At 46.8% G+C, this 23,095-nt stretch carries 18 protein-coding genes; 7 read left to right on the forward strand and 11 right to left on the reverse strand.

The features are described from left to right. Positions 1 to 77: 77 nt before the first annotated feature. Entirely contained in the window at positions 78 to 1,133 is a 1,056-nt protein-coding gene (gene gap / locus BOCO_RS06725) for a type I glyceraldehyde-3-phosphate dehydrogenase (RefSeq protein WP_094723506.1), read from the forward strand. A gap of 302 nt (positions 1,134 to 1,435) precedes the next feature. Here the strand turns inward: gap and carB are convergent, their stop codons facing one another. From carB to BOCO_RS06760, 7 genes are all read right to left on the reverse strand, one after another. Then, positions 1,436 to 4,618 carry a carbamoyl-phosphate synthase large subunit gene (carB, locus tag BOCO_RS06730; protein WP_094723508.1) on the reverse strand — a complete coding sequence of 1,061 codons (3,183 nt, stop codon included), beginning with the start codon at positions 4,616 to 4,618 and terminating at the stop codon, positions 1,436 to 1,438. Next, a complete protein-coding gene (locus BOCO_RS06735) occupies positions 4,611 to 5,699 on the reverse strand; it encodes a carbamoyl phosphate synthase small subunit (protein ID WP_094723510.1) in 1,089 nt (362 codons plus the stop codon). Before BOCO_RS06735 ends, carB begins: the two co-directional genes overlap by 8 nt. Continuing rightward, positions 5,699 to 6,973, reverse strand: a complete 1,275-nt coding sequence (locus tag BOCO_RS06740) for a dihydroorotase (RefSeq protein WP_094723512.1) — start codon at positions 6,971 to 6,973, stop codon at positions 5,699 to 5,701. Before BOCO_RS06740 ends, BOCO_RS06735 begins: the two co-directional genes overlap by 1 nt. Next, entirely contained in the window at positions 6,973 to 7,929 is a 957-nt protein-coding gene (locus BOCO_RS06745; RefSeq protein WP_094723514.1) for an aspartate carbamoyltransferase catalytic subunit, read from the reverse strand. The genes BOCO_RS06740 and BOCO_RS06745 overlap by 1 nt, the downstream gene beginning before the upstream one ends. A gap of 160 nt (positions 7,930 to 8,089) precedes the next feature. Continuing rightward, entirely contained in the window at positions 8,090 to 8,629 is a 540-nt protein-coding gene (gene pyrR / locus BOCO_RS06750) for a bifunctional pyr operon transcriptional regulator/uracil phosphoribosyltransferase PyrR (protein WP_094723516.1), read from the reverse strand. A gap of 162 nt (positions 8,630 to 8,791) precedes the next feature. Further along, the gene (locus tag BOCO_RS06755; protein WP_094723518.1) at positions 8,792 to 9,742 is read right to left on the reverse strand and encodes a dihydroorotate dehydrogenase; all 951 of its coding nucleotides are present in this window, start codon (positions 9,740 to 9,742) and stop codon (positions 8,792 to 8,794) included. A gap of 441 nt (positions 9,743 to 10,183) precedes the next feature. After that, positions 10,184 to 10,780 (reverse strand): DedA family protein, encoded by a 597-nt coding sequence (locus BOCO_RS06760; protein ID WP_094723520.1) that lies wholly within the window; start codon positions 10,778 to 10,780, stop codon positions 10,184 to 10,186. 259 nt (positions 10,781 to 11,039) lie between these two features. Here BOCO_RS06760 and BOCO_RS06765 point away from each other — a divergent pair, with 259 nt between their 5' ends. After that, positions 11,040 to 12,011 (forward strand): aldose 1-epimerase family protein, encoded by a 972-nt coding sequence (locus BOCO_RS06765; protein WP_094723522.1) that lies wholly within the window; start codon positions 11,040 to 11,042, stop codon positions 12,009 to 12,011. Positions 12,012 to 12,103: 92 nt separating this feature from the next. Next, positions 12,104 to 12,178, forward strand: a complete 75-nt coding sequence (locus tag BOCO_RS07690) for a 50S ribosomal protein bL37 (RefSeq protein ID WP_099327425.1) — start codon at positions 12,104 to 12,106, stop codon at positions 12,176 to 12,178. 177 nt (positions 12,179 to 12,355) lie between these two features. Here BOCO_RS07690 and BOCO_RS06770 read toward each other — a convergent pair whose 3' ends face one another. Together BOCO_RS06770 and BOCO_RS06775 are read right to left on the reverse strand one after the other, a co-directional pair. Beyond that, complete coding sequence (locus tag BOCO_RS06770) at positions 12,356 to 12,655, reverse strand: hypothetical protein (RefSeq protein WP_244568780.1); 300 nt, start codon at positions 12,653 to 12,655, stop codon at positions 12,356 to 12,358. Positions 12,656 to 12,756: 101 nt separating this feature from the next. Next, positions 12,757 to 13,353 (reverse strand): sigma-70 family RNA polymerase sigma factor, encoded by a 597-nt coding sequence (locus BOCO_RS06775; RefSeq protein WP_244568793.1) that lies wholly within the window; start codon positions 13,351 to 13,353, stop codon positions 12,757 to 12,759. Between the two features lie 129 nt (positions 13,354 to 13,482). Here BOCO_RS06775 and BOCO_RS06780 point away from each other — a divergent pair, with 129 nt between their 5' ends. From BOCO_RS06780 to BOCO_RS06795, 4 genes are all read left to right on the forward strand, one after another. Beyond that, complete coding sequence (locus BOCO_RS06780) at positions 13,483 to 14,244, forward strand: exonuclease domain-containing protein (protein WP_094723524.1); 762 nt, start codon at positions 13,483 to 13,485, stop codon at positions 14,242 to 14,244. Positions 14,245 to 14,381: 137 nt separating this feature from the next. Then, positions 14,382 to 15,965 (forward strand): UDP-N-acetylmuramyl-tripeptide synthetase, encoded by a 1,584-nt coding sequence (murE, locus tag BOCO_RS06785; protein ID WP_094723526.1) that lies wholly within the window; start codon positions 14,382 to 14,384, stop codon positions 15,963 to 15,965. A gap of 7 nt (positions 15,966 to 15,972) precedes the next feature. After that, on the forward strand, positions 15,973 to 17,211 hold the full coding sequence (locus tag BOCO_RS06790) for a carboxylate--amine ligase (protein ID WP_094723528.1): 1,239 nt from the start codon (positions 15,973 to 15,975) through the stop codon (positions 17,209 to 17,211). Between the two features lie 2 nt (positions 17,212 to 17,213). Beyond that, the gene (locus tag BOCO_RS06795) at positions 17,214 to 17,927 is read left to right on the forward strand and encodes an aspartate/glutamate racemase family protein (RefSeq protein WP_094723530.1); all 714 of its coding nucleotides are present in this window, start codon (positions 17,214 to 17,216) and stop codon (positions 17,925 to 17,927) included. Positions 17,928 to 17,966: 39 nt separating this feature from the next. On the opposite strand, the gene smc is transcribed toward BOCO_RS06795, so the two are convergent. Both smc and BOCO_RS06805 read right to left on the reverse strand, forming a co-directional pair. Next, the gene (gene smc, locus BOCO_RS06800; RefSeq protein WP_094723532.1) at positions 17,967 to 21,644 is read right to left on the reverse strand and encodes a chromosome segregation protein SMC; all 3,678 of its coding nucleotides are present in this window, start codon (positions 21,642 to 21,644) and stop codon (positions 17,967 to 17,969) included. Beyond that, positions 21,644 to 23,062 carry a bifunctional folylpolyglutamate synthase/dihydrofolate synthase gene (locus BOCO_RS06805; protein ID WP_094723534.1) on the reverse strand — a complete coding sequence of 473 codons (1,419 nt, stop codon included), beginning with the start codon at positions 23,060 to 23,062 and terminating at the stop codon, positions 21,644 to 21,646. Before BOCO_RS06805 ends, smc begins: the two co-directional genes overlap by 1 nt. Positions 23,063 to 23,095: the final 33 nt, after the last annotated feature.

The raw sequence follows: 23,095 nt of genomic DNA on the forward strand, positions 1-23,095 counted from the left end.
AGAGTTGTTATCAATACAGGGTATCGGAAATCGTGTGACAGTTACACGATGAGCGGCCCGCCTATGAGGGAGTATAAATGACAGTAAAGATTGGTATCAACGGCTTCGGTCGCATCGGTCGTCTGGCCTTCCGTCGCATCTTCGAGCTCCAGCAGCGCGGCGGCGACGCTTCAAACATCGAAGTTGCAGCTATCAACGATCTGACGACGCCGTCGATGCTGGCTTACCTTCTCAAGTACGACAGCACCCAAGGTCCTTTCCGCCACGACGACGGAACCCCAGTTGAGGTTTCCTCAACAGACACAGCCATCGTAGTTGACGGTAAAGAATACACCGTCTATGCAGAAAAGGATGCCAACAACATCCCTTGGGTAAAGAATGACGGAGTCGACTACGTGCTCGAGTGCACCGGCTTCTACACTTCTGCTGAAAAGTCTCAGGCACATTTGAACGCTGGAGCTAAGAAAGTACTAATTTCAGCCCCTGCAAAGGATGATGCCACTCCTACGGTCGTTTACGGCGTCAACCATGAGGTTCTGAAACCTTCAGATAAAATCATTTCAGCTGGATCATGCACTACTGGTTCCCTAGCTGCTATGGTTAAGTTGCTGGATGACAAGTTCGGCATTCGAATTGGCTTCATGACCACCATTCACGCCTACACTGGTACTCAGATGCTTCTTGATGGTCCTCGCGGTAAGAGTGGTCGTTCCAACCGCGCTGCTGCTATCAACACTATTGAGCATTCCACTGGTGCAGCAAAAGCAATCGGTAAGGTCGTTCCATCCGTAGATGGCAAGCTGCAAGGTCACGCGCAGCGTGTAGCTGTCCCTGACGGATCTGTAACAGAGCTGACGAGCGTCCTCAACAAGAAGGTTACCGTTGAAGAAATCAATGCAACCTTCAAGGAAGCATTCTCTGATACGGACTTCTTCGGATACAACGAAGACGGTATTGTGTCCTCCGACATTATCGGTGACACCCACGGCGGCGTCTTTGATGCCACTCAGACAGATGTCAACAATGCCGGTGACGACCAGCTGGTCCGCACTGTGTCCTTCTACGATAATGAGTATGGTTTCACTTCAAACATGATCCGTACCCTACTCTACTTCGCTGAGATTGGCGAGTAAGTAAACACCTTTTCGGTCACGATAAGGTAAGGGCTCAATGCATTAGTCATCCTAATGCATTGAGCCCTTTTCTATGCGCACTGTCGTCGAATATGATTACCTACATCTGTCTACTGGTTGATACATATCGGCTCCTCACCAGGAAGTGTTGAGTCAATACTGCTCTGAGCGATTCCCACCAGTGACCTCACCGCTTTGAAACAGCAACGAGCAATATACTTTTATATCCTAGCCACAGTTCAGTTTCCTTTCAACAACTGATTCTTTCTCCACCACGCCATACATCCATATAAGCTACTGTCCTAAGACAAACTTCTCGTTATAAATGAACGGTTTTCCAATGCTGTTAAGAGGGCTTGTGCCGTATCTAAACTCGTAATAAGTGGAATATTGTGATTGATTGCCGCCTGGCGGATAATAAAACCGTCAGAGTTCTTAGCAATATCATGTCCCATAGTGTTAATTACTACATCGATGTTGCCATTCTTGAACTCATTCAGGATATTGTTATCATCTGGTGCATGTATTTTGCTTACGGCTGTGACATTCAAACTATGTTGTTGCAAAAAATCCGCTGTGCCACTGGTTGCGAGAAGACGATATCCAATTTGTGAGAACCGCTTCGCTATCGGCAGTATTCTCTCCTTGTCCAGATCTTCTATGGTGAGCAGAACATTACCACTATCAGAAATTTGCATGTTGGCACCCAAAAATGCTTTATAGAGAGCCTTGGGGAAACTTTCATCACTTCCCATGACTTCTCCTGTAGATTTCATTTCTGGACCTAAATAACTGTCAACGTCCGATAATTTACTGAAGGAAAAGACCGGTGCTTTAACGCTGATTATTTGAGGTTCAGGAGCAAGACCATCTTCGAATCCCTGGTCACTCAAGCTCTCTCCCATGATGACTCGCGTAGCAACTTGAGCCATTTCAATTCCAGTAACTTTACTGAGAAACGGAACAGTCCTACTTGCCCGCGGGTTCACTTCAATGATGTAAATTTCACCCTTACGTTCAATCAACTGCAAATTCATAATACCTCGACACCGAAGGTGCAAAGCTAACTGTTTCGTCACTTCCGCAATGGTGCGTTTAACCTCTGGGGTGAACGTCTGCGCAGGATATACTGCCATTGAATCACCTGAATGTACTCCAGCGCGTTCGATATGTTCCATAATGCCAGGAATAAGTACCTGTTCACCATCACAAATGGCATCAACATCACACTCGCGACCATCTAGGTAGTCATCAACCAGAACTGGGTGACTACCTGCAATATTGGCATGATTGTGCACATAATCAGCTAACTCTTCTGAATTATGTACGATCTCCATCGCTTTGCCACCCAAAACGTAACTTGGTCGAACTAGAACGGGATAACCAAGCTGCTCCGCTGCTTCAACCACACCCTCTCGGGAAGTGGCGGTGATTCCTCGTGGCTGCTTGAGACCCAACTCTTTAACTACCTGGTCAAACAGTTCACGGTCTTCAGCTCGGTTCAGATCTGCAACACTGGTTCCTAGAACAGGAATCCCCTGCGCTTCCAACTGTGCAGCTAAGTTGATTGCAGTCTGTCCACCAAACTGGATAATGACACCAATTGGATGCTCTATATCGCATACATTCAGCACATCTTCCAAGGTTAAGGGTTCAAAATAGAGTTTGTCTGAAATAGAGAAATCAGTCGACACTGTTTCAGGATTGGAGTTTATAACGACGGCTTCATAACCCATTTTTTGCAGAGCTTTTACACAGTGTACTGTCGCGTAGTCAAATTCAACCCCCTGACCGATGCGAATCGGACCAGACCCTACTACTAACACTGATGGTGTATCTGACTTTTCGCTTTCGTTGACAGAATCATAGGTCGAATAAAAGTAAGGCGTTTGTGAGGCAAACTCCGCTGCACATGTGTCAACCATTTTATAAACTGGAAGAATGCCATGCGCTTTTCGCAATTGCCGGATACTAGCCTCCTCTTGCCTCCAAAGGTGAGCGATAGTTTGATCACTAAAACCGTAAGTTTTGGCTACTTTGAGTGTTGCTATATCGTCTGGATGATCAGCAAGAGTTTGTTCTAGTTCGATAATGTGTTTAACGATATCTAAGAAATAAGAATTGATCTTCGTAAGATTGTGAATATCAGACAGTGTGTAACCACGCCGAAAAGCTTCTGCAAGATAAAAGAGTCTGTCATCCTGCGCTTTGACTAATTTCTGTTCCAGATCCTCGTCGCTAGCTTGATGAGCTTCCTTTGAATAGAAGTCTTTCTGGTCGATTTCAAGGGACCGTACAGCCTTATGCAAGGCTTCCTCAGCTGTGCGACCAATGGCCATCACCTCACCAGTTGCCTTCATTTGCGTGCCAAGCGTGCGATCAGCCTTCGTGAACTTATCGAACGGCCAGCGAGGAACCTTACACACTACATAATCAAGGGCCGGTTCAAACTCAGCAAAAGTAGTACCTGTAACAGGATTTGTAATCTCATCAAGCGTCATACCAACCGCTATTTTGGCGGCCATTTTGGCAATAGGATAACCTGTAGCCTTCGAAGCTAAGGCTGAAGAGCGCGAAACTCTTGGATTAACTTCAATGACATCGTATTCGAAACTATGAGGATTCAGTGCGAGCTGCACATTGCATCCTCCCTCAATCTTGAGAGCCCTAATCAACCGTAGAGAACAATCTCGTAGCTGCTGGTATTCCTTGTCGGAAATAGTCTGCGAAGGAGAAAAGACAATTGAATCACCGGTATGGATGCCAACAGGATCGAAATTTTCCATGCAGCAAACGATCATAGCGTTGTCGTCATGGTCACGCATGACTTCGAATTCGATTTCCTTGTAACCAGCTATCGACCGTTCAATTAAGCATTCACCAACCGGCGATAACTCAAGTCCATTTTTAGCAATCTGAGCTAGCTCTTCCGGATTGTTACAGATACCGCCACCTGTGCCCCCCATGGTGAAGGCCGGTCGCACAATTATTGGATAACCACATTCTTGCCCAAACGTCAAGGCTTCAGCTACACTAGTCACGCTCTGTGATGCTGGTACAGGTTCACCTAGATCTTGGCAAAGTTCTTTGAATTTTTCACGGTCTTCGGCCTGTTCGATTGACTCTAGTGTGGTGCCCAGTAATTCAATACCAAGTTCCTGTAGGATACCAGTTTGAGCCAGTGACAAGGCCATATTTAATCCTACTTGCCCACCAAGTGTCGGCAAGAGTGCATCAGGATATTCTTGCCTCATTATTCGAGAAATAGCATCAACTGTCAATGGCTCAAGATAGACCTTATCGGCCACAGTCGTATCTGTCATAATGGTAGCGGGATTGGAGTTGACCAATACAACTTCATATCCTTCTTCACGCAAAGCCAGACATGCCTGAGTTCCTGAATAATCAAATTCAGCTGCCTGCCCAATAATGATCGGCCCGGAACCTATAACCATGATCTTATGAATATCTGACCTTTTAGGCATGATGTTCATCTTCCTTTCTCTGGTCGATCATCTGCATGAAATAATCAAAAAGACCTTCCTCGTCATGAGGACCGGGCGTTGCATCTGGATGGAACTGAACCGAAAAGGCAGGATATCGCCTATGTTGCAAACCTTCGACTGTCCCATCATTCACTTCTACGTGGGTTACTAAGAGGTTTTGAGGATCGATGGAATCCGCTTGTACAGCATAACCGTGGTTTTGTGATGAAAACCCGATATTGCCAGTTGCAATCTCCCTTACAGGGTGGTTAAATCCTCGATGTCCGAACTTCATTTTGTAGGTTGTTGCCCCGTTAGCCAGAGCAAATATTTGATGCCCCAAGCAAATTCCCATGAGGGGAACTTCCCTTTGAATATCTCGTACCATCTGCACGGCCTGCTTCATTTCTAATGGATCACCGGGACCATTTGACAGCAGCACACCATCTGGATGTAGTGACAGAATCTTGTCGGCTGGAGTGGTATAAGGAACAACCACACAATTACAACCGCGTTTGCTAAGTTCTCGTAAAATACTATTTTTAAGCCCAAAATCGACGACTACGATATTACGCTGTGATCCAGGAACTGGATATGGCTTAACTGTTGACACCCGGCTCACAACACCTTCGGTCACATTTACCGACCGCAATGTTTGAGCGATATGCATAACAGCTTCTTTTGAAGAACAAATCCTTCCACGCATAGTCCCATGTTGACGTAATTGCTGTACCAAAGCACGTGTATCAATCCCTTGTATTCCAGGAATATTATATGCTTGCAAAAAATCAGGAAGTGTTGTCTGCATCCGCCAATTATCTGGAAAACGGGCCAATTGATGGCAAACTACACCTTTTATTTTGGGATCAAGCGACTCATAGTCCGCTAATGTAATACCGTAGTTACCAATAAGGGGGTTGGTAAAAACCAAGATTTGATCTGCATACGATTGATCAGTGATAGCTTCCTGATAGCCTGTCATACCAGTGGTAAAAACCACCTCTCCTGTGGTCTCACAGTCACTACCAAATCCTGAACCTTCATACACGCTACCATCTTCTAGGATTAAATATCTTTTCATTACTGCCCCTTATTCTGGTATATGATCTCACCATCGACGAGCGTTAATTCAGTTTTTCCATAAACTGTCTCGCCGGTAAATGGAGTATTTGAGCCTAGTGATAGGTAATCTTCTGCACGCAAGGTAAAGGCTTGTGCCAAATCAAAGATTGCTAAATCAGCTGGTTGGTTAACCGCAATACGACCTGCTGCTTCTATACCAAAAGCATGGGCTGGCTTCACAGTCATCCATGAAAGCAGTTGCTCAAGCGATACAAGACCCTTGGTAACTAAATGGGTATAAAGCTCGCAGAACGCTGTTTCACTGCCTGTAATTCCAAAAGCAGCTTTTGCAAAACCACACTGTTTTTCAGAAACGGTATGAGGTGCATGATCAGTGGCAATCATATCAATGGTGCCATCCAGCAATCCTTCAATCAACGCCTCTCGATCTTCTTGAGTTCTTAAAGGGGGATTCATCTTAAACAAACCCGAATCAGAACGAATGTCGCTATCTGCCAGCAACAAATGATGAGGTGTGACTTCGCAGGTAACAGTAACTCCATGGCTTTTTGCTAGTCTGACCAGTTCTACACTGCTCCGCGTTGAAACATGACAAATATGGTAGTGGACCCCGGTTTGCTGTGCTAACACTAAATCGCGGGCAATCTGAGTAGTTTCCGCTAGCTCAGTAATGGGCAGCAAACCGTATTCTTGTGCTTTTACGCCATCATTAATTACGCCATATTGAAATAAATCATCATCTTGTGCGTGTTGCGCAATAATTAAATCGTTGTCCTTGGCCCTTCTCATCGCTTCGTACATGACCTGTGCATTTTGGACGCCATGCCCATCGTTGCTCAGGGCAAAGCAACCTGCTGCTTGTAAAGCCGCATAATCGAGTATCTCTGAACTGTTTTGATCAGCTGTAATTGGTGCGTATTGCAAAATATGAACCACACCATTCTTCTGATTATTGGCGATCATTCGTTTGAGCTGCTCTGGTGTATTAGGAACCGGAGTCACATTTGGCATAGCAGCTACGGTTGTGAACCCTCCATGGGCAGCAGCTAACGATCCAGTATGAACATTTTCTTTTGCGGTCTGCCCAGGGTCGCGATAATGAACATGTACGTCAACCAAGCCTGGACTGACTAGCTTACCGGCAGCATTGATGCTATGTTCTGCTGTTAAATCCGTACCTATAGCTGCGATTATGCCATTTCGAATGAGTACATCACATCGTTGAATACGACCGTCAACAAAAACATTACCGGATTTGATTACTGTTTCCATTACGAGAGGCCCCCTAGCGCTCTACCTCGCATTACTGCTTCAATTATCGCCATTCTCATGAATACCCCATTATGCATTTGCTGCACAAAAGTGCTCTTAGGCGCCTCTACGAGCTCATCAGCAAGCTCCACTCCCCGATTTATCGGCCCTGGATGCATAATAATTGCTTGATCCGATAATGCATCATACCTGCGCTGGTTAATGCCGTAACGTGCATGGTAGGCAACAGGATCAAAAGCAGTCTCGTTAGGGTCGCTACCATGTCGTTCGTGCTGAACACGTAAGAGCATTATCACGTCCACCTGATCAAGTAACTGGTCAAGCTCCTGATACTGTCCATAGGTGTCAAATTCTTTGTCATACCAATAGCTTGGACCAGAAAAATACACTTTCGAACCTAGCCGATTGAGCAGTTCCATATCACTCTTAGCGACCCGTGAATGGGCAATATCACCAACAATAGCTACCCGTAGGCCGTCGAAGTGCCCAAATTGTTCGTGTATTGTCATCATGTCAAGCATGCTCTGGGACGGATGCTGTCCACTTCCATCACCTCCATTAACCACCCCTATGTCTAAGTGCTGATGGGCTTTAGGATGGATTAACTCTTGGTAGTATTCGTTTTCAGGATGGCGGACAACCTCCAGATCTATACCTAAGGCAGCCATGGTCAGCGAAGTATCATATAAGGTTTCACCCTTTTTAGCTGAGCTATGTTCAGAATCAAAAGGAATCACACTCAAACCGAGCTTTCGTTCTGCTACTTCAAAGCTGGTTCGCGTTCTGCTTGAGTTTTCCAGAAAAATATTAGTGACAAGTACAGGTTGAGTCAGAGGCAAACAAGTTCCACCTGCTTTAAAATATTCTGCACGATCAATCAACGCCAGTACTTCTTCTACACTTAACTGTTCTGTAGTGACGAAGTGAGGTAAAGCAACATATTTAATCTGCTCCATTAATGGCACTCTTTCCTCTGTGTACCTAACCAGTAGCTATCGTTCTTGGAGACCTTTTGATGGACGCTTCAGCCGCGCTGAGGCTGTGTGCATCCGGTACAACGCACAGCCCACTACCTGTTAGCGAAGTCTTGCAACTGGCTGAACGGTATTGCATTCACTATGGTTCCTGCTGTAACTCTACGCTATCTTTATGGTCTATTTCTTCCACGTGTACAGCGACCTGTTCATTGGATGCTGTCGGAATGTTTTTACCAACAAAATCTGCTCGAATAGGCAATTCACGATGACCCCGATCTATTAAAACCGCTAAAGCTATCGAGCTTGGCCTACCTATATCCATGACAGCATCCATCGCTGAACGGATCGTACGCCCAGTAAACAGAACGTCGTCAACTAAAACAACATTCTTGTTAGTGACGTCGACACCTGGATCAAGGTTATGAGCTGAAGGTTCCTGATCGAATGAAGCACTATGCCGGTCATCTCGATAAAGAGTAACATCCAGCTGCCCAAGGGGCAGATCTACCCCTTCTAACTTGTGAATTCGATCATGAATTCGTTGCGCTAAATATACACCGCGCGTTTTAATACCGACTAAGACCAGCTGTTCAGTCCCCTTGTTCCGCTCGATGATTTCATACGCGATACGGGTTAAGGCACGCTTCATGGCGAGCGCATCCCAAATTTCTTTTGCCAACGCTACTCCTGTTCTTATATCGCCTACAAAAAAGCACCTAGTCCGCCTGAGACTAGGTGCTTACTTACCATTTGTACGCAATTAAGCTTGCCTTGTTAGCCTCACGGGACTAATTTGAAGGACATCATGTACCCCTGAATATACGTGTTAGGGCAGGGTATGTCAAGCCAAACTGTTTGACGACACTGCTTCATTGAGCTCTACTTGGCCGACCACATCGTTGATGTCATCTATTCCTAGCTCGTCAAGCAAACCGGGCAACTCCTCTGCAATCTGAATGCAGATGAGAGGGTTATGGAAATGAGCACTACCCACTTCGACCGCATGAGCGCCAGCCAACATGAATTCAACAACATCTTGTGCGCTTTCGATTCCACCCATACCTATAATCGGCAATTGTGTCACTTGGTGAACTTGGTGGATCATATAAAGTGCAATCGGCTTCACACTCGTACCTGAATACCCTCCGATATTGTTCCCCAATAGTGGTTTCCGGGTTCGAATATCGATACGCATACCCATCACTGTGTTAATGAGTGCCAGTCCGTTTGCTCCGCCGTTCTCTGCCGCCACAGCTATATCTTGAATATTAGTAACATTAGGCGTTAATTTTACATATATTGGTATATCTACAACACTGGCAATAGACGACGTAATTTCCTCAACAACGTCAGGGTGTACACCAAAGTTCATCCCCCCTTGTGCAACATTTGGACAGGACAGATTGATTTCTAGGGCATCAACCATGTGGGAAGCACACAACTGTTGCGCCACTGCAAGTGAATCTTTTTTGCTTTCACCACCCACACTAGCCATGATCGGCAAATCTGGATACTCTGTTTTTAATCGAGGCAGCTTATCGCTAATCACCCGCTCCACACCTGGGTTAGTTAGTCCTACTGAGTTTAATACTCCGTTATCTAAAACCGCAATCTGTGGCTGAGGATTACCCACTCGTTCGTGAGGAGTAGTTGTCTTGAGTACCAACCCTCCCAGCTTGTTCAAATCAAACTGTTGAGCCGCTGGGACATCACCAAATCCGAAAGTTCCACTAGCTGGCATTACGGGATGTTTCAGTTTGAGGCCAGGTAGGTTAACGCTAATATTACTCATACTCTTCCTCCGAAATGAATGCTCTCAGTCATTCAATTATTTGGGCTGTGACCGCACGTGCTCCGCGTTTTAACACATAGCGATATGCTTTATCCACTTCCATCTTACATGCAAGCAGAAGCCCAGAGCTCAACAAAACCCTGTATCAGAAATCTGCAAGCAAGATCTACCATAAAAACTGACCGTTACGTAGTATATTGCCCGTCAACCAGCAGTAAAGTCATAAACAACGTTCAGAAATACACTATCATTAAAAATACGGGTACTTCCTATAGCATCCGATCAACTTCTATGGAATGCCTTCCTCCTGAGACTCGAGTTCATCTACATGAAGATTGCATTGGCACCATTAAAGAAGTTTGCTAGACAGGAATGCAGTCTTTCTTCGATTTGTCGCAGTTTTAGTAACCGTACTTCATCTTTCTGACGCAGCCCTGCTCATTAATGACCGCGAGAGAACACTTTCATAGCCAGGTCACACAAAAATCCAACCAGTGCACCAACTACGAAACCAAGACCCATAACCCCCAGTGGATTATTGACAATCCAAGCAGCTGCCACATATCCTAAGGTCCACATGTAAACTGACCAGAGGAAACCTGCTAAGGCAGACAACGGCAGATACTTGCTGAGCGGATAATGATCTGCACCTGCGGTCACGTTCAATACAGTACGACCTGCTGGAACAAAACGAGAGGCCACCGTATATAGACCGCCTTGACGTTCAAAAGCCCTGTGAGCCCATGAGATAACAGCTTTACCCGCAGCATTACGAAAAAAGATAATGCTTCTGAGTTGTACTGCTCCACCAAGTTCGTAGGTCGCCAAATCCCCCAACATGAATGACAGTGCACAGACAAGAAACACAGCTGCTGGCACAGGACTACCTGTGGACCGATACGCCGAAGCTACTGCTAAAACAATAAGTTCAGTAGGAATAGGAATAACAAGCGCATCGAGAAAAGCTGCGAAGGCCAGAATCCACAAACCGAATCCTGATGAAACCTCCGCTAACAACCAAGCATTACATGCCTCCACACATCTCCTCCTTCAACTGTCTTCATACATGGAAGTGTACTATAACAAGCTGTTCGTAGTAGAAAGGCTTTTCCTTTTGTTCGATAGCATTTGTGCTTCAAACAGTATGCTCACATGCAATAAAGAAGTTTCCATACGGAATGCACAAACGGTAACAACAATTACAACCGAGGTAGATAACTGGTTAATCGCACTTCCTCGACACTAACCAGTAGAATGTCTGAAAGGTAACTTATTCACCCAATATGGGAGCGTGACAATGAGCAATGCAGCTACAACAAGAGTACCACGTACAGGTCAACAATATTCCATCCATTCCGGCGACTACCAGGCTGTTATTACCGAACTGGGTGCAGGACTTCGGTCATTACAGTTTCAAGGTACAGATATTCTAGCCTCATATGACCCAGATGAACCGGTACCTTGCTCAAATGGTTCCGTTCTCGTACCCTTCCCCAATCGCATTGAAGATGCAGAGTACCGTTTCGACGGACAAACTTACAGAATGCCCATCGATGAACACGAACGCAATACTGCTATACACGGCTTCGGCTACCGCTATTACTGGCAGTTGGTGAGCCTGACAGAATCGAGTGTCACCCTCTCATGGCGAGTACCCGCTCTCGCAGCTTACCCCTTCGATGTTAGCGTTAGCGTCACCTATAGTCTTAGCCAGGAAGGCTTGAGGATGAAAGTCCAAGCCCAGAACCACGACACGAAGAAAGCGCCTTGGGCTTTCGGCATCCACCCTTGGCTAGCAAACGGCTTTAACCACCGTGGTGACGAGATCCAGGAAGATAACGGACAATGCACCCTCCAAATTCCTTGCAAGACTCATGTGCGCGTCAATGAACGGCTTCTACCTGTAGGAGAAGAGCCCGCAGCACACCAGTATGATCTACGCACAGGAATAAGCCTCAAGGGGCAATCGTTCGACGACGCATGGTGCGACCCAGAGCGCGATGAACGTGGTTATTCTACTGCCATCTTCTCACGCCCGGATGGTATTCGTATCAGCCTGTGGGCAGATGACACTATCAATGCTTGGCAGGTGTGCACCGGAACAGGATTCGATGCTTCATTCCGCCCAGCCGGTGTAGCAGTGGAACCAATGACTGCTTACGCAAATGCTTTCAGAAGCGGTAAAAACTTAGTTGCCCTGGAACCAGGACAATCATATAGCAGTGTGGTTGGATACCACGTTGAAGACATCTCTACCATTGGTCATTAGTTACTCATCGAGCTTTCAGAAATCTGGTAGTGGTCTGGTGGATGTGAGAGAATATCTCGAGGCTTATTCGTAAACCAGCAAAGGAGTCCATCATGGGCATGCGCGGACGTAAGCGTAGAGATCGCCGCAAGAAGGCCGCCAACCACGGCAAAAGGCCAAATACCTGATTCAACCTGCTTGTAGCAGCAAACGCAGAGTATTTCTTGTGCCCGCCTTCTGAGTTACCGACTCAGGCAAGGCGGGCATTTGCGTAATTGAAGCACGACGGTATAGCACCCACCAGATCAGAAGAAGGTTTTAAGAAAATACGTATTTACGACGCTATTGTCTGCAGCAGAAGGAATTTATGCTATAACTCCATCAGTAATTTCTTGCGAAGCTTCCGCTCCTTCTAAACTTTCGATATTGTCGAACATGTTGCGTAGACGTTCGATAAGGCAAGCAGGAGCACACTGAGGACGCAAGTAGGAACGCAATTTTTCAATGAGGAGTTGCTCATGCTGGTCGCAAGCAGTCTGTGGGTCGAAACAGTCTCCTTCCTGAACAGTCTCCTCTTCGCTTCTACTGATATGAAGGCTGGCGTGAGTGACGCTTACCTGGCCATCACTACTGCTATAAGAACTCAATTGTATATGAGCATCCATTGCCAACCCCTTCTATTGATTACTTCCCTAGTAATTTTATGATAAACCCTAAAAGGTTCCTACAGTTATTTTTGCTCCTGGCGAGCTGAATCACCTATATCTCAGGACTTGCTGCTAGCTGTCGACTCAACAGTTGAACCACCTTCGACCTGTGGTACGGCAGCACCTTCTGTCAAACCATAACCCCGCTCCCCTGCATATTTCTTAAGCTCTTCCTTCAGTTGAGAACGGGCCCGATTGAGTCGGCTCATAACTGTACCAATCTTAATACCCTGCTCGTCCGCTACCTGCTGGTATGACTTACCATCGATAGCAGCATCTATGAAAACGCGCCTTCGGTCAGGACTCAGCTTGTTGAGAGCTGTCATGATTTCTTCCGGCGCAAAAGTCTCCAGATATTCTTGTTCAGCAGATTTGAGACCCTCAGAGGTATGTTCTGAAGCAGAATAGATATCCCAATCATTGTATTCGCCAGTTGAATCATTGGCACGTTGGGGGCGGCGCTTAGCTTTGTGGTATTGATTAAAGAAAGCATTACGCTCAATAGTCGTCATCCACGCTTCAAAATTACTACCAGGCTCAAAACGGTCGAAAGCTTTAAAACCCCGCTCAAAGGTGTCCTGGACCAAATCTTGAGCATCCTCAGGATTATTAGTCAGTTTCATCGCCTGCCGGTATAAAACATCAACAGCAGGCATAGCGAGTTGTTCAAAGCGCTTTTTCCGCTCTTCCAACTCAGATTTGTTCGCCACAGTTCTATTGTGCCATTACAGTGGACAGGATGGAAACTGGCGGGTTTTGCAAGTTACAACGAGGAGAATAGAAATATGACAATTACTTATGACTTCTTCCAAGCAGCTTTAGAAAGCCTCAAGCCCCAAGATTCTTCTAGTCTTTTGTCCCATTCACGATTGCTAGGATTCGATACAGAAACTACCGGCGTCAAGCCTGGTAAGGATGCCATTGTCTCTGCCTGCCTAGTCTTGCGCGATCCACAAAGGGGCTCCGAAGGCGACATGCAGGCTCAATGGATTATTAATCCTCACCGAAAAATCAGCCCTGGAGCCAGCCGGGTAAACGGCTTTACCAACGAATACTTAGAGGAACACGGAGCAGAACCTATTGAAGCCATCAAACAAATTGCATATATTATTGCCCTTGCACAGTCCAAGCACATCCCTCTACTAGCCTACAATGCACCATTTGATATAGCCATGCTCAACGGAGACCTTGAGCGTTGGTGCTCACCGATGATTCCCGCTTTCAATCCCTCACAAATGTTAGTAGTCGACCCACTCGTTATGGATCGCGCTGTTTCCAAACGTTCCGGTCGACGTTCATTAGAGTACACAACTGAGTACTATGGAGTCGTGCCAGAGGGTAATTTTCATGATGCAGCCGCAGACACCATTGCTGCTATAGATCTGATCAAACCGATGACAACCCTATATCCACAACTAGCACATCTCACCATTGACAACCTTATGGATTGGCAACGGCAAGCACACCAACAATGGTCTGATTCATACCGCCAATGGGCAAAAGATCATAACAAACAGTACATCGCAATCAACACTCATTGGCTGTAGGCTGTCGGCTATGGACCTAGCAAGTCGCACACATCATCTGAGTTAAGGTTACATAAGACCCTAACGTAGAGAATAGTGGGAGCCAGCTCCCCAGTACACTAGTAATTGGGAACACACAAGGAAGGCACACACACGGCATGACACTCAGTCTTGTTTCAGCGCTCGATACCCTGCGTACGCACAATCTCCTGCGAGAAGTAATCACTCCCGACCAATGGTCTGTGCTGCCTGAGAATCTACCTACAGCTACCCGGGAGTTAGTTTTCAGCGAAATTACCTACGATAGCCGATCCGTTACTCCTACAAGTTTGCTTTTTTGCAAGGGACATTTCCTTCCCTCCTATATCCAACATGCTGACCAAGTAGGTTTGAGCGCTTACATCAGTGAACACGATTTCAGCCAGTACACCAACGCTACAGGTATTATCGTCAACGACGTACGAAAGGCCATGAGCCTTTTAGCAGCACAGTTCTATAACTACCCTCAACAAGAGCTTAAGATTGCCGGTATCACTGGCACTAAGGGGAAAACTACCACAGCATACTACGTACAGGCCTTACTCAATGCGGCCAGCAATGGGCGAGCTGCCTTACTCTCTTCGGTTGATAACTGCTTGGATGGCAAACACTACGTCGAGTCAGAACTGACGACCCCAGAGTCGCTTGACCTCTTTCGCATGATGAGACAAGCTGTTGACCATGGAATGACTTATCTTGTGATGGAAGTTTCATCACAAGCATATAAGATGGATCGTGTTTTTAATCTCACCTTCGATGTTGGTGTTTTCCTCAACATCTCTCCTGACCACATCAGTCCCGTAGAACATCCGAGTTTCGAAGATTACCTGTATTGCAAGAGACAAATAACATATAACAGTCGTCATGTGATTGTAGGTGCAGACCACTCGTATGCAAACATAGTGTTGGAAGATGCCAAAGCTGCCGGAATCGAAACCACAACCTTTGCAGTAGGCCAAGAATCACCATCACTGAGTACCTACAACGCGTCGGTAGACTGGCTAGCTCAGCCGGAACAAACCGAAGAAAGCACAAACAAGTACAGTCTTTACCACCACAACAAACCAATTGCTCAATTCCAGCTTGCCATGGACGGCACATTCAACGGAGCTAACGCAGCAGCAGCTTTTGCTGTTGTTTCCCAACTCACAGGCGGTCTTGAACCTCCAACTTTCCAAGCAATCAGTGAAGTGCGAATTGCTGGCCGCATGGAAAGATTCCAAGCTCCAGGCATGGTCGCATACGTCGACTATGCCCATAACTACGCTTCCACAGCAGCACTGTTAGATTTCTTGCAGGACAAGTACGGGCACCAACACCCCTACATCACCGTCATAACCGGTTCAGCAGGGGGAAAGGCCATTGACCGAAGGCAAGCAATTGTACAGGCCACTCAAACGAGGGCGAATCGGTTAATCCTAACGGAAGAAGATACAGAGTCTGAACAGGAACAGACAGCAGATATCTGCAAAGAAATGCTTGGATATGTCAGCAATCCAGAACTTGATGCGTCTATCATTATAGACAGGCCACTTGCGATTTCCCAGGCAGTCAAAACAGCATATGAGCATCCCGATCGTTTAGATGTCATTGCTGTTATCGGTAAGGGCGAAGAGCGCTGGATCAAACGCAATGGAAAACACGTGCCATATGAAGGCGACGACCAGATTATTACACGTCTGTTTCAGGAAGTACAGCAATAGGTAAACCATGAAGAATTTTCAACCAGTTATCCTTGGCAGCGATATCAATGCATACGGTATGGCCCGAGCCTTCCATGAAGCTTATGGGATAGTATCAACTGCGTTCGCTCACTTCCAGTTGAGCCCCACCAAGTACAGTCGTATCATCGATATGCACTTGGTAGAAGGTTTTAATCAGTCCGACGTCTTCGTTGAGAGTTTGGTAAGGTATGCCCAGCAGATGGCCGCTTCTCAGCCTGGAACTACTCTTGTACTCATCCCGTGTGGAGACAGCTATGCTAACTTGCTCTCGCGCCATCAAGATGAACTGAAACCCTACTATGCTTGCAACATTATTAGCCCCAAACTCAATCGCCAGCTCAGTTTGAAGTCATCCTTCTATGAATTATGTGAACAGTACAACCTGCCACATCCCCAAACGGTCAGCTTGAGTCCATCAGATGTAGCCAGTGGGATGTATCGCAAGCTGCCCTTTGATTTCCCCGTAGCCATGAAACCAGCTGACAGCGATGCTTGGCTCTCGATAGACTTCCCGGGCAGGAAAAAGGCCTTTATTATTCAATCAGCGCAAGAGCTCGAAACCCTCATCCTTCGTTCCTACCAAGCAGGTTATCAGGGCGACATGATCATTCAAGACTTTATCCCTGGTGACGACTCACGGATGAGAGTACTGAACGCCTACGTCGATCAGCATCATAGGGTGCGTATGATGTTTCTCGGGCATCCCCTACTAGAGGATCCAACACCTGAAGCTGTAGGCAACTATGCAGCCATTTTACCTGATTACCAAGAAGAAATTTTCGGCCCTATTAAGGATTTTCTTGAGAATATCAACTATTGTGGAGTAGCCAATTTCGACATGAAGTTCGACGAACGCGATGGCCAGTATAAACTCTTCGAAATTAACTTGCGCCAGGGTCGTTCTTCATACTTTCTGACACTGAACGATTGCAATCTAGCATCTTACTTCGTGGATGACCTCGTCGAAGACACTTCCTTTGACGGACAACCTTTCTTGGCACGGGGCTCGCGCTTGTGGATGGAAATACCCCGGTCCATTTTTGTTGATTACGTTGAACCTGGCGCTGACAAGGAGCGGGGTTTAGAACTCTTGAACAATGGGAACTGGGGTACTACATTAGAGTACAAAAAAGATATGTCAGTCTTGCGCTGGCTCATGATTCGGCATATGTTCCATATTTATAAGAAACGATACAAACAGTACTTCCAAGGGAAAGTGAAGTAACTATGCTCAACTTTTTCGCCATCATCGGAGGCATGGGCACACTGGCAACTCAGAGCTTTGTTTGTACCCTCAATAAGGCCACTGCTGCCAGTAAGGATCAAGACTTCCTGAACTACTTGGTGTTCAACGATGCTTCAATACCCGATCGGACTGCCTATATTACAGACAATAGCCAAGACAACCCCCTCCCCGTCTTGGCACAAGATGTGCAACAAGCCACAGACATGGGGGCCTCTTTTATAGTCATGGCATGCAATACCGCCCATTATTTTTACCCCCAGTTGCAAGAACTAACCACAGTTCCTATCCTTCATATGCCTGAGTTAGCTATTGATTGGACGAAAGAGCATTACGATCCAAGCACTTACCCCCGCATAGGTTTTATGGGCACTGAAGGCACCAAGAAGGCTGGAATATACCGTAACTTAGCCAACAAGGCCGGCTATCAATTAGTCGAACCAGAGCAACTCGTACAAGATCGAATTAACACTTTGATTTATGAGGAAGTCAAATCCGGAAAACCGAGCAGGTTACACTATGAAGATGTTATCCAAGAGCTTCTGACAGATTATAACTGCGATACGGTACTCCTCGGCTGCACTGAGTTATCAGTACTCAACGAAACATTCCCCTTGCCACAATTACCAATTATTGACGCTCAAGCGATTACCATCGCACAGACCGTTCAATTAGCAAAAGCTCAGCAAGGTAAATAAGAATTGTTACATTATGAGTTCGTTAAGTTAACTCAACGCTCATCCTACTAATAAGCTTTCCTCGTGCCCTTGCGATAGTTTTTGCGATATCACGGCAGTAACTCCATCTGAGCGCATGGTAACACCATATAAAGCGTCCGCTATCGACATGGTCCTCTGCTGGTGAGTGATGATAATAAGCTGAGCGCGTTTCCTGAGCTGATTAAAAGCAGCAAGCAAACGAGATAAATTACTATCATCGAGAGCTGCTTCCACCTCGTCCATCACATAGAACGGACTGGGGCGGGCAGTAAAAATAGCAAAGAGTAAAGCTAAAGCTGTCAATGAACGTTCTCCGCCAGAAAGCAACGACAGCTGTTTGACTTTTTTCCCTGCCGGACTTGCTTCAACTAGTACACCAGTCGTCAGCAAATCATGAGGATCTTCGAGTCGTAATCTCCCTTTGCCTCCGGGGAACAGCGTGGAGAACATCTGCTCAAAAGCAGTCGCAGTGTCGTCAAAAGCAGACTTGAAAACATCCACCATGGTTTGATCGAGCTCCTTGACCAAATCCATAAGATCATCCCTTGACTGAACCACGTCTTTGCGTTGGTCATTCAAATACTGATTGCGCTGTTTGAGAGACTCGTATTCTTCTGCTGCCAAAGGATTCACCTTGCCCAGAGCTGCTAAATCTCGTTTAGCCTGCTGCAAGCGTTTCACTTGTTCCTCACGTACATAAGGAACAGTTTGGTAGCTATCTGGTGAGATTTCATCACTGTCATTGTCACCTGTTGCACCATCTATTGGCAGAGGCGCACCCGTGGCATCTAAAACTGGAACAGGCTTATCTGGGCCATAATCTTTGATAATTTCATCCACACTCATTCCCAAATCGTCACTTATTTGCTGAGTGATCTGCCCACTCTTGGTAGCCCAACGTTCTCTATCAATATCCAACTGATGTTCTAAGTCACGCAGACGCTCGACCTGGGGTTCCAATTCTCCTCTCTGCTTACGTAATTCCTTGAGTTCACTATCGTGACTACTCACTTGAGACTGAAGTCGTGTACGCTCTTGGTTGGTTTGTTCCAGACTATGGGCGATACAAGCTGAAATATCGCGCGCATCCTGGCTAACGGTTTTCAAACTAGCGAGGAGATCCTGTCTCTTCCTGTTAAGTTCAGCTATCCGCTGCCTACGTTCAAAAGCATCTTTGGACTGATCGCGCAACAGCTGAGCTTGTCTCAGTAGGGACTGGTGCTTCTGTTTAGCTTCATTCCATGCTACCTGAGCACCCATCTCCTGAGCTCTGGCCTGGTCTAAGGCCTCTTCCAAGCTGTGTGCACGCTGTGAAAGCTGCTCCACATTGACCTCTTGAAATTCATTCTCCTGCGCTTGCTGCAGTGCTGACAGCACATCAGATAGCTTGGCTTCGTGGGCGTCCACTTCCTCCCGTAGTGTTTCAGCTCGCTGGTGACTTGTTTGCAAGTTGACTTCAAGCTTACCTACTAGCTCGTTCGCAGCTGCAAGGGATTTTCTATCTTGTTCAGCTTTGAGTCTGGACTCGGTTCGTTTTGCTTTAGCTAGCTCCAAAACATGTTCAGCCTCGGCTAGTGCGTTCTTAGCTTGGTCTAGGTTCGCTTGCTGTTGATCTAACGCGGTCCTGTATGCTGCGACCTGAGATAAGGCCTTGTCTCTTCGAGCTACTAAAGCTAGATCACTGGTAGCTGGACCTGATCCGCCAATAGCACCCGAACTGGTAAAAACATCACCTTCACGGGTAAGCACTTGCTCCCACCAACCTTGCTTGCCCGAAGCAGACTCAGCTGCTAACACATCCTGAGCTTCTTGTCGTCCATCTACGGCTGCGGTTCTACTCAGCAAGAGACAAACAGCAGTAAGTACCCCTTGAGCTTGCTCCAGCTGGTCTGCCCCCTGTCTGACCGCCACTAAGGATGCGGCCGAACGAACACCTCCGTGAACACTATGCTCTTCTGCTTCCAGGGTAGCTACTTGGACGTTCTCAGGCTCGAGAGGATATATAAGGGCAGCTTTACCTAATTGATCAGAGTGGGCTATAGCCAGAGCCTGAAGCAAGCTCTGCTGGTCAGAAACTACGAGAGCAGCTGAATAGTCAGCCAAAGCGTGCGCTATTGGCTCTTCCCACCCATCTTCAACCTGAATAAAATCTGCCAACCTACCAAGAATACGAATGCTGCTGTCCTGATCGAGCTGTTCTACAGCTGACCGTGATTGCAAGGTATCAGACAAGGCATCTGCCTTGGCCTGAAGGGCAATGACTTCAGAGTTAAGCTTACGCCGCTCGTTCTCTAGAACATTGAACCGTTCCCGGGCTTGAGATCTTGTGGTCTCAGCCTCTTCCTGTGCCTTAAGTGAATCTTCATCCGTGCCAGACTGTACCAGCATATTCAAGGTTTGGCTCTGGCTACGAGCCTGCAGTAGTTGAGATTCGATGGACTGTCCTTGCTCTTGCCCATCTCTCAACCTCTCTTTGGCAAGTTCCAACGCTGATTCTTCCTTGGTCACGAGCGTGCGCAAACTGCTCAGCTGGGCGTCTCTTTGCCGCACTGTCTGTTGTAGCTCAGTTAATGTCTGCCGGGCAGCAGCCAACTGCTTTTCTTGGCTTGCCCTGGCCTCCACACATTGATCTAAGGTTAGTCGTGCAGCATCAAGGGTTTCTTGATGCTGATCAGCCTGTTGGTCAAGCTCTTGAGCTCTCTTCTCGAGAAGCTGAGGATCAGGACCAATACTGGTCTCAGTTATTTGATCACGGATAGAGCGAGAGCGCTCTTCCGCTATCGATATGAGCGACGCGTATCGTTCTTGCATTTGACTGAGACCGTGCCAAACCTGGTCAATGCGACGTATTTGTGGACTTGACTCCTGGCTTAACGCTTCGACTTGCTCAATGCGCAGTTTTACTTCAGCCAGCGAGCGTTGCCTTTGGACTAATTCATTACGAACATGACCAAGCTGCTCACGGGCTTGCAAGAGTGACTGTCGAACATTCACGGCATCTTCAGCATAGATACGAGCTTGTGCATCGCGTAGAGTCACTTCAATACCATCGGCTTTACGTGAAACTCGTGCCTGCCTGCCTAACGGTCCCATCTGCCGGTGAATCTCTGCCAGCAAGTCATCCAACCGAGATAGGTTGGTTTCAGTATTTGACAGCTTACGAAGCGCTCTTTCTTTGCGCTTACGGTGTTTCAATATGCCGGCTGCTTCTTCAATAAAAGCCCTATGTCCACTAGGATCAGCATGCAGGATAGCATCTAAACGACCCTGTCCCACAATAACGTGCATCTGTTGACCTAAACCGGTATCCGACAAAAGCTCCTGAATATCTAACAGACGGCATGCTGAGCCATTGATAGCATATTCCGATCCACCGTTACGAAAGATAGTTCTGGAAATCGTTACCTCAGTATAGTCAATATCGAGAACTCCATCGGAATTGTCAATGGTTAAACTTACCTGCGCTCTACCCAGTGGGGGCCGAGAAGAAGTTCCCGCAAAAATCACATCTTCCATGGAGCTTCCACGTAAAGCTTTAGCTCCCTGTTCCCCCATAACCCAAGCGAGCGCATCCACAATATTAGACTTGCCAGAACCATTGGGACCTACAACAGCTGTGACACCGGGCTCGAAACGTAAACTGGTAGCAGAGGCAAAAGATTTGAACCCTCGAATGGTGAGTTCTTTTAAATACATCAGACCCTCTCAGCCTTGGGTTTCTCTAGGTCTGGATTGTGATGCTCCTTGAGCAGGGAGCGGGCGTCACCTGCAGTCACAAAGGAACCGCAGACCACAATTCCATGCCCATAGCCGACCCCTAAATCATCTTCCTCATCAACCAAATTAACAGCCTTCTGTATGGCATCAGGCAAAGTATTCTCACGGATTACACGGTCAGATCCAAAGACTTTTTTTGCCACAATCTCCAGCTCATCTGCCGACATGACACGTTCTGCCCATGAGTTTTCTGTGACGACAATCTGGGTCAATAAAGGCTCGAGAGTACCCAAATACTCCTCAATTTGCTTGTCGCGCATCATAGCGACAACACCTACCACTTGTTGGAAATCGTAATTCTCTTCGATAGTCTCTCGTAAGGCTTGGGCTGCATTTACATTGTGACCACCATCGATAATGATTGTCGGAGAAGAACGCACTTGCTCTAAGCGTCCTGGAATCTTCACCTGACTAAGAGCCTCAGCAACGATACCCCCATCCAAGGCACCATTGACAGGAATAACAACTTCTGCCGCTGCCAAAGCCACGAGAGCATTGTGTGCTTGGTGCTCACCAAACTTGTCTATTGGCACATCTTCGTATATTCCACTAGGAGTACGCAAAGTAACTACCTGACCACCAACTGCCGGCTGGCGGCTGATGACCTCAAGCTGCTGACCATCATAGAGCACTTTGGTTGCCTGGCGGTCATGTGCCGCCTGTTCAATAATTGGCATAACATCCTCATGAGGCTGAGCACTGACAATTACTGTTGAATCTGGCTTAATAATTCCAACTTTTTCACCGGCTATCTCTTCTACCGTGTTACCTAGCCACTGCATATGATCCATATCGATCGGACCGATCACTGCCGCGTCTGCCGAAAGCACATTAGTTGCATCCCACATACCTCCCATGCCAACTTCGACGATGGCGACGTCCACAGGAGCATCAGCAAAAGACCAAATTGCCATGGCTGTGAGCACTTCAAAGAAACTCATAGGAGCCTGGCCTTTTTGCACGGCTTTATCATCTACGATAGCGACGAGACCCTTGATTTGTTCATAGATGTCGACAAAGTCATCATCGTCTAATTCACGTCCGTCAATGGCAATGCGCTCATTAATTCGTTCCAAATGAGGAGAAGTATATAAACCCGTGCGCAGTCCGTACGACCTAGCCAGAGCTTCAGTCATGCGTGCGATTGATCCTTTACCGTTCGTTCCGGTTAGGTGGACAACCCGAAAGGATTGCTCTGGATGTCCCATCAAATCAAGAATGGCCTCCATACGATCAATGTTGAGATTCGTCGTATCGTGCTCCGTGGGACGTCCCATAATTTCACGTGCGACCTCTTGGATTGTACGGCCTTGACTGTTGGGATATTCATAAGACATAAAGAACCTGTTGCCTCCACCTTGCGCCTTATA

The organism is Bombiscardovia coagulans, from assembly GCF_002259585.1.
Lineage (GTDB): Bacteria > Actinomycetota > Actinomycetes > Actinomycetales > Bifidobacteriaceae > Bombiscardovia > Bombiscardovia coagulans.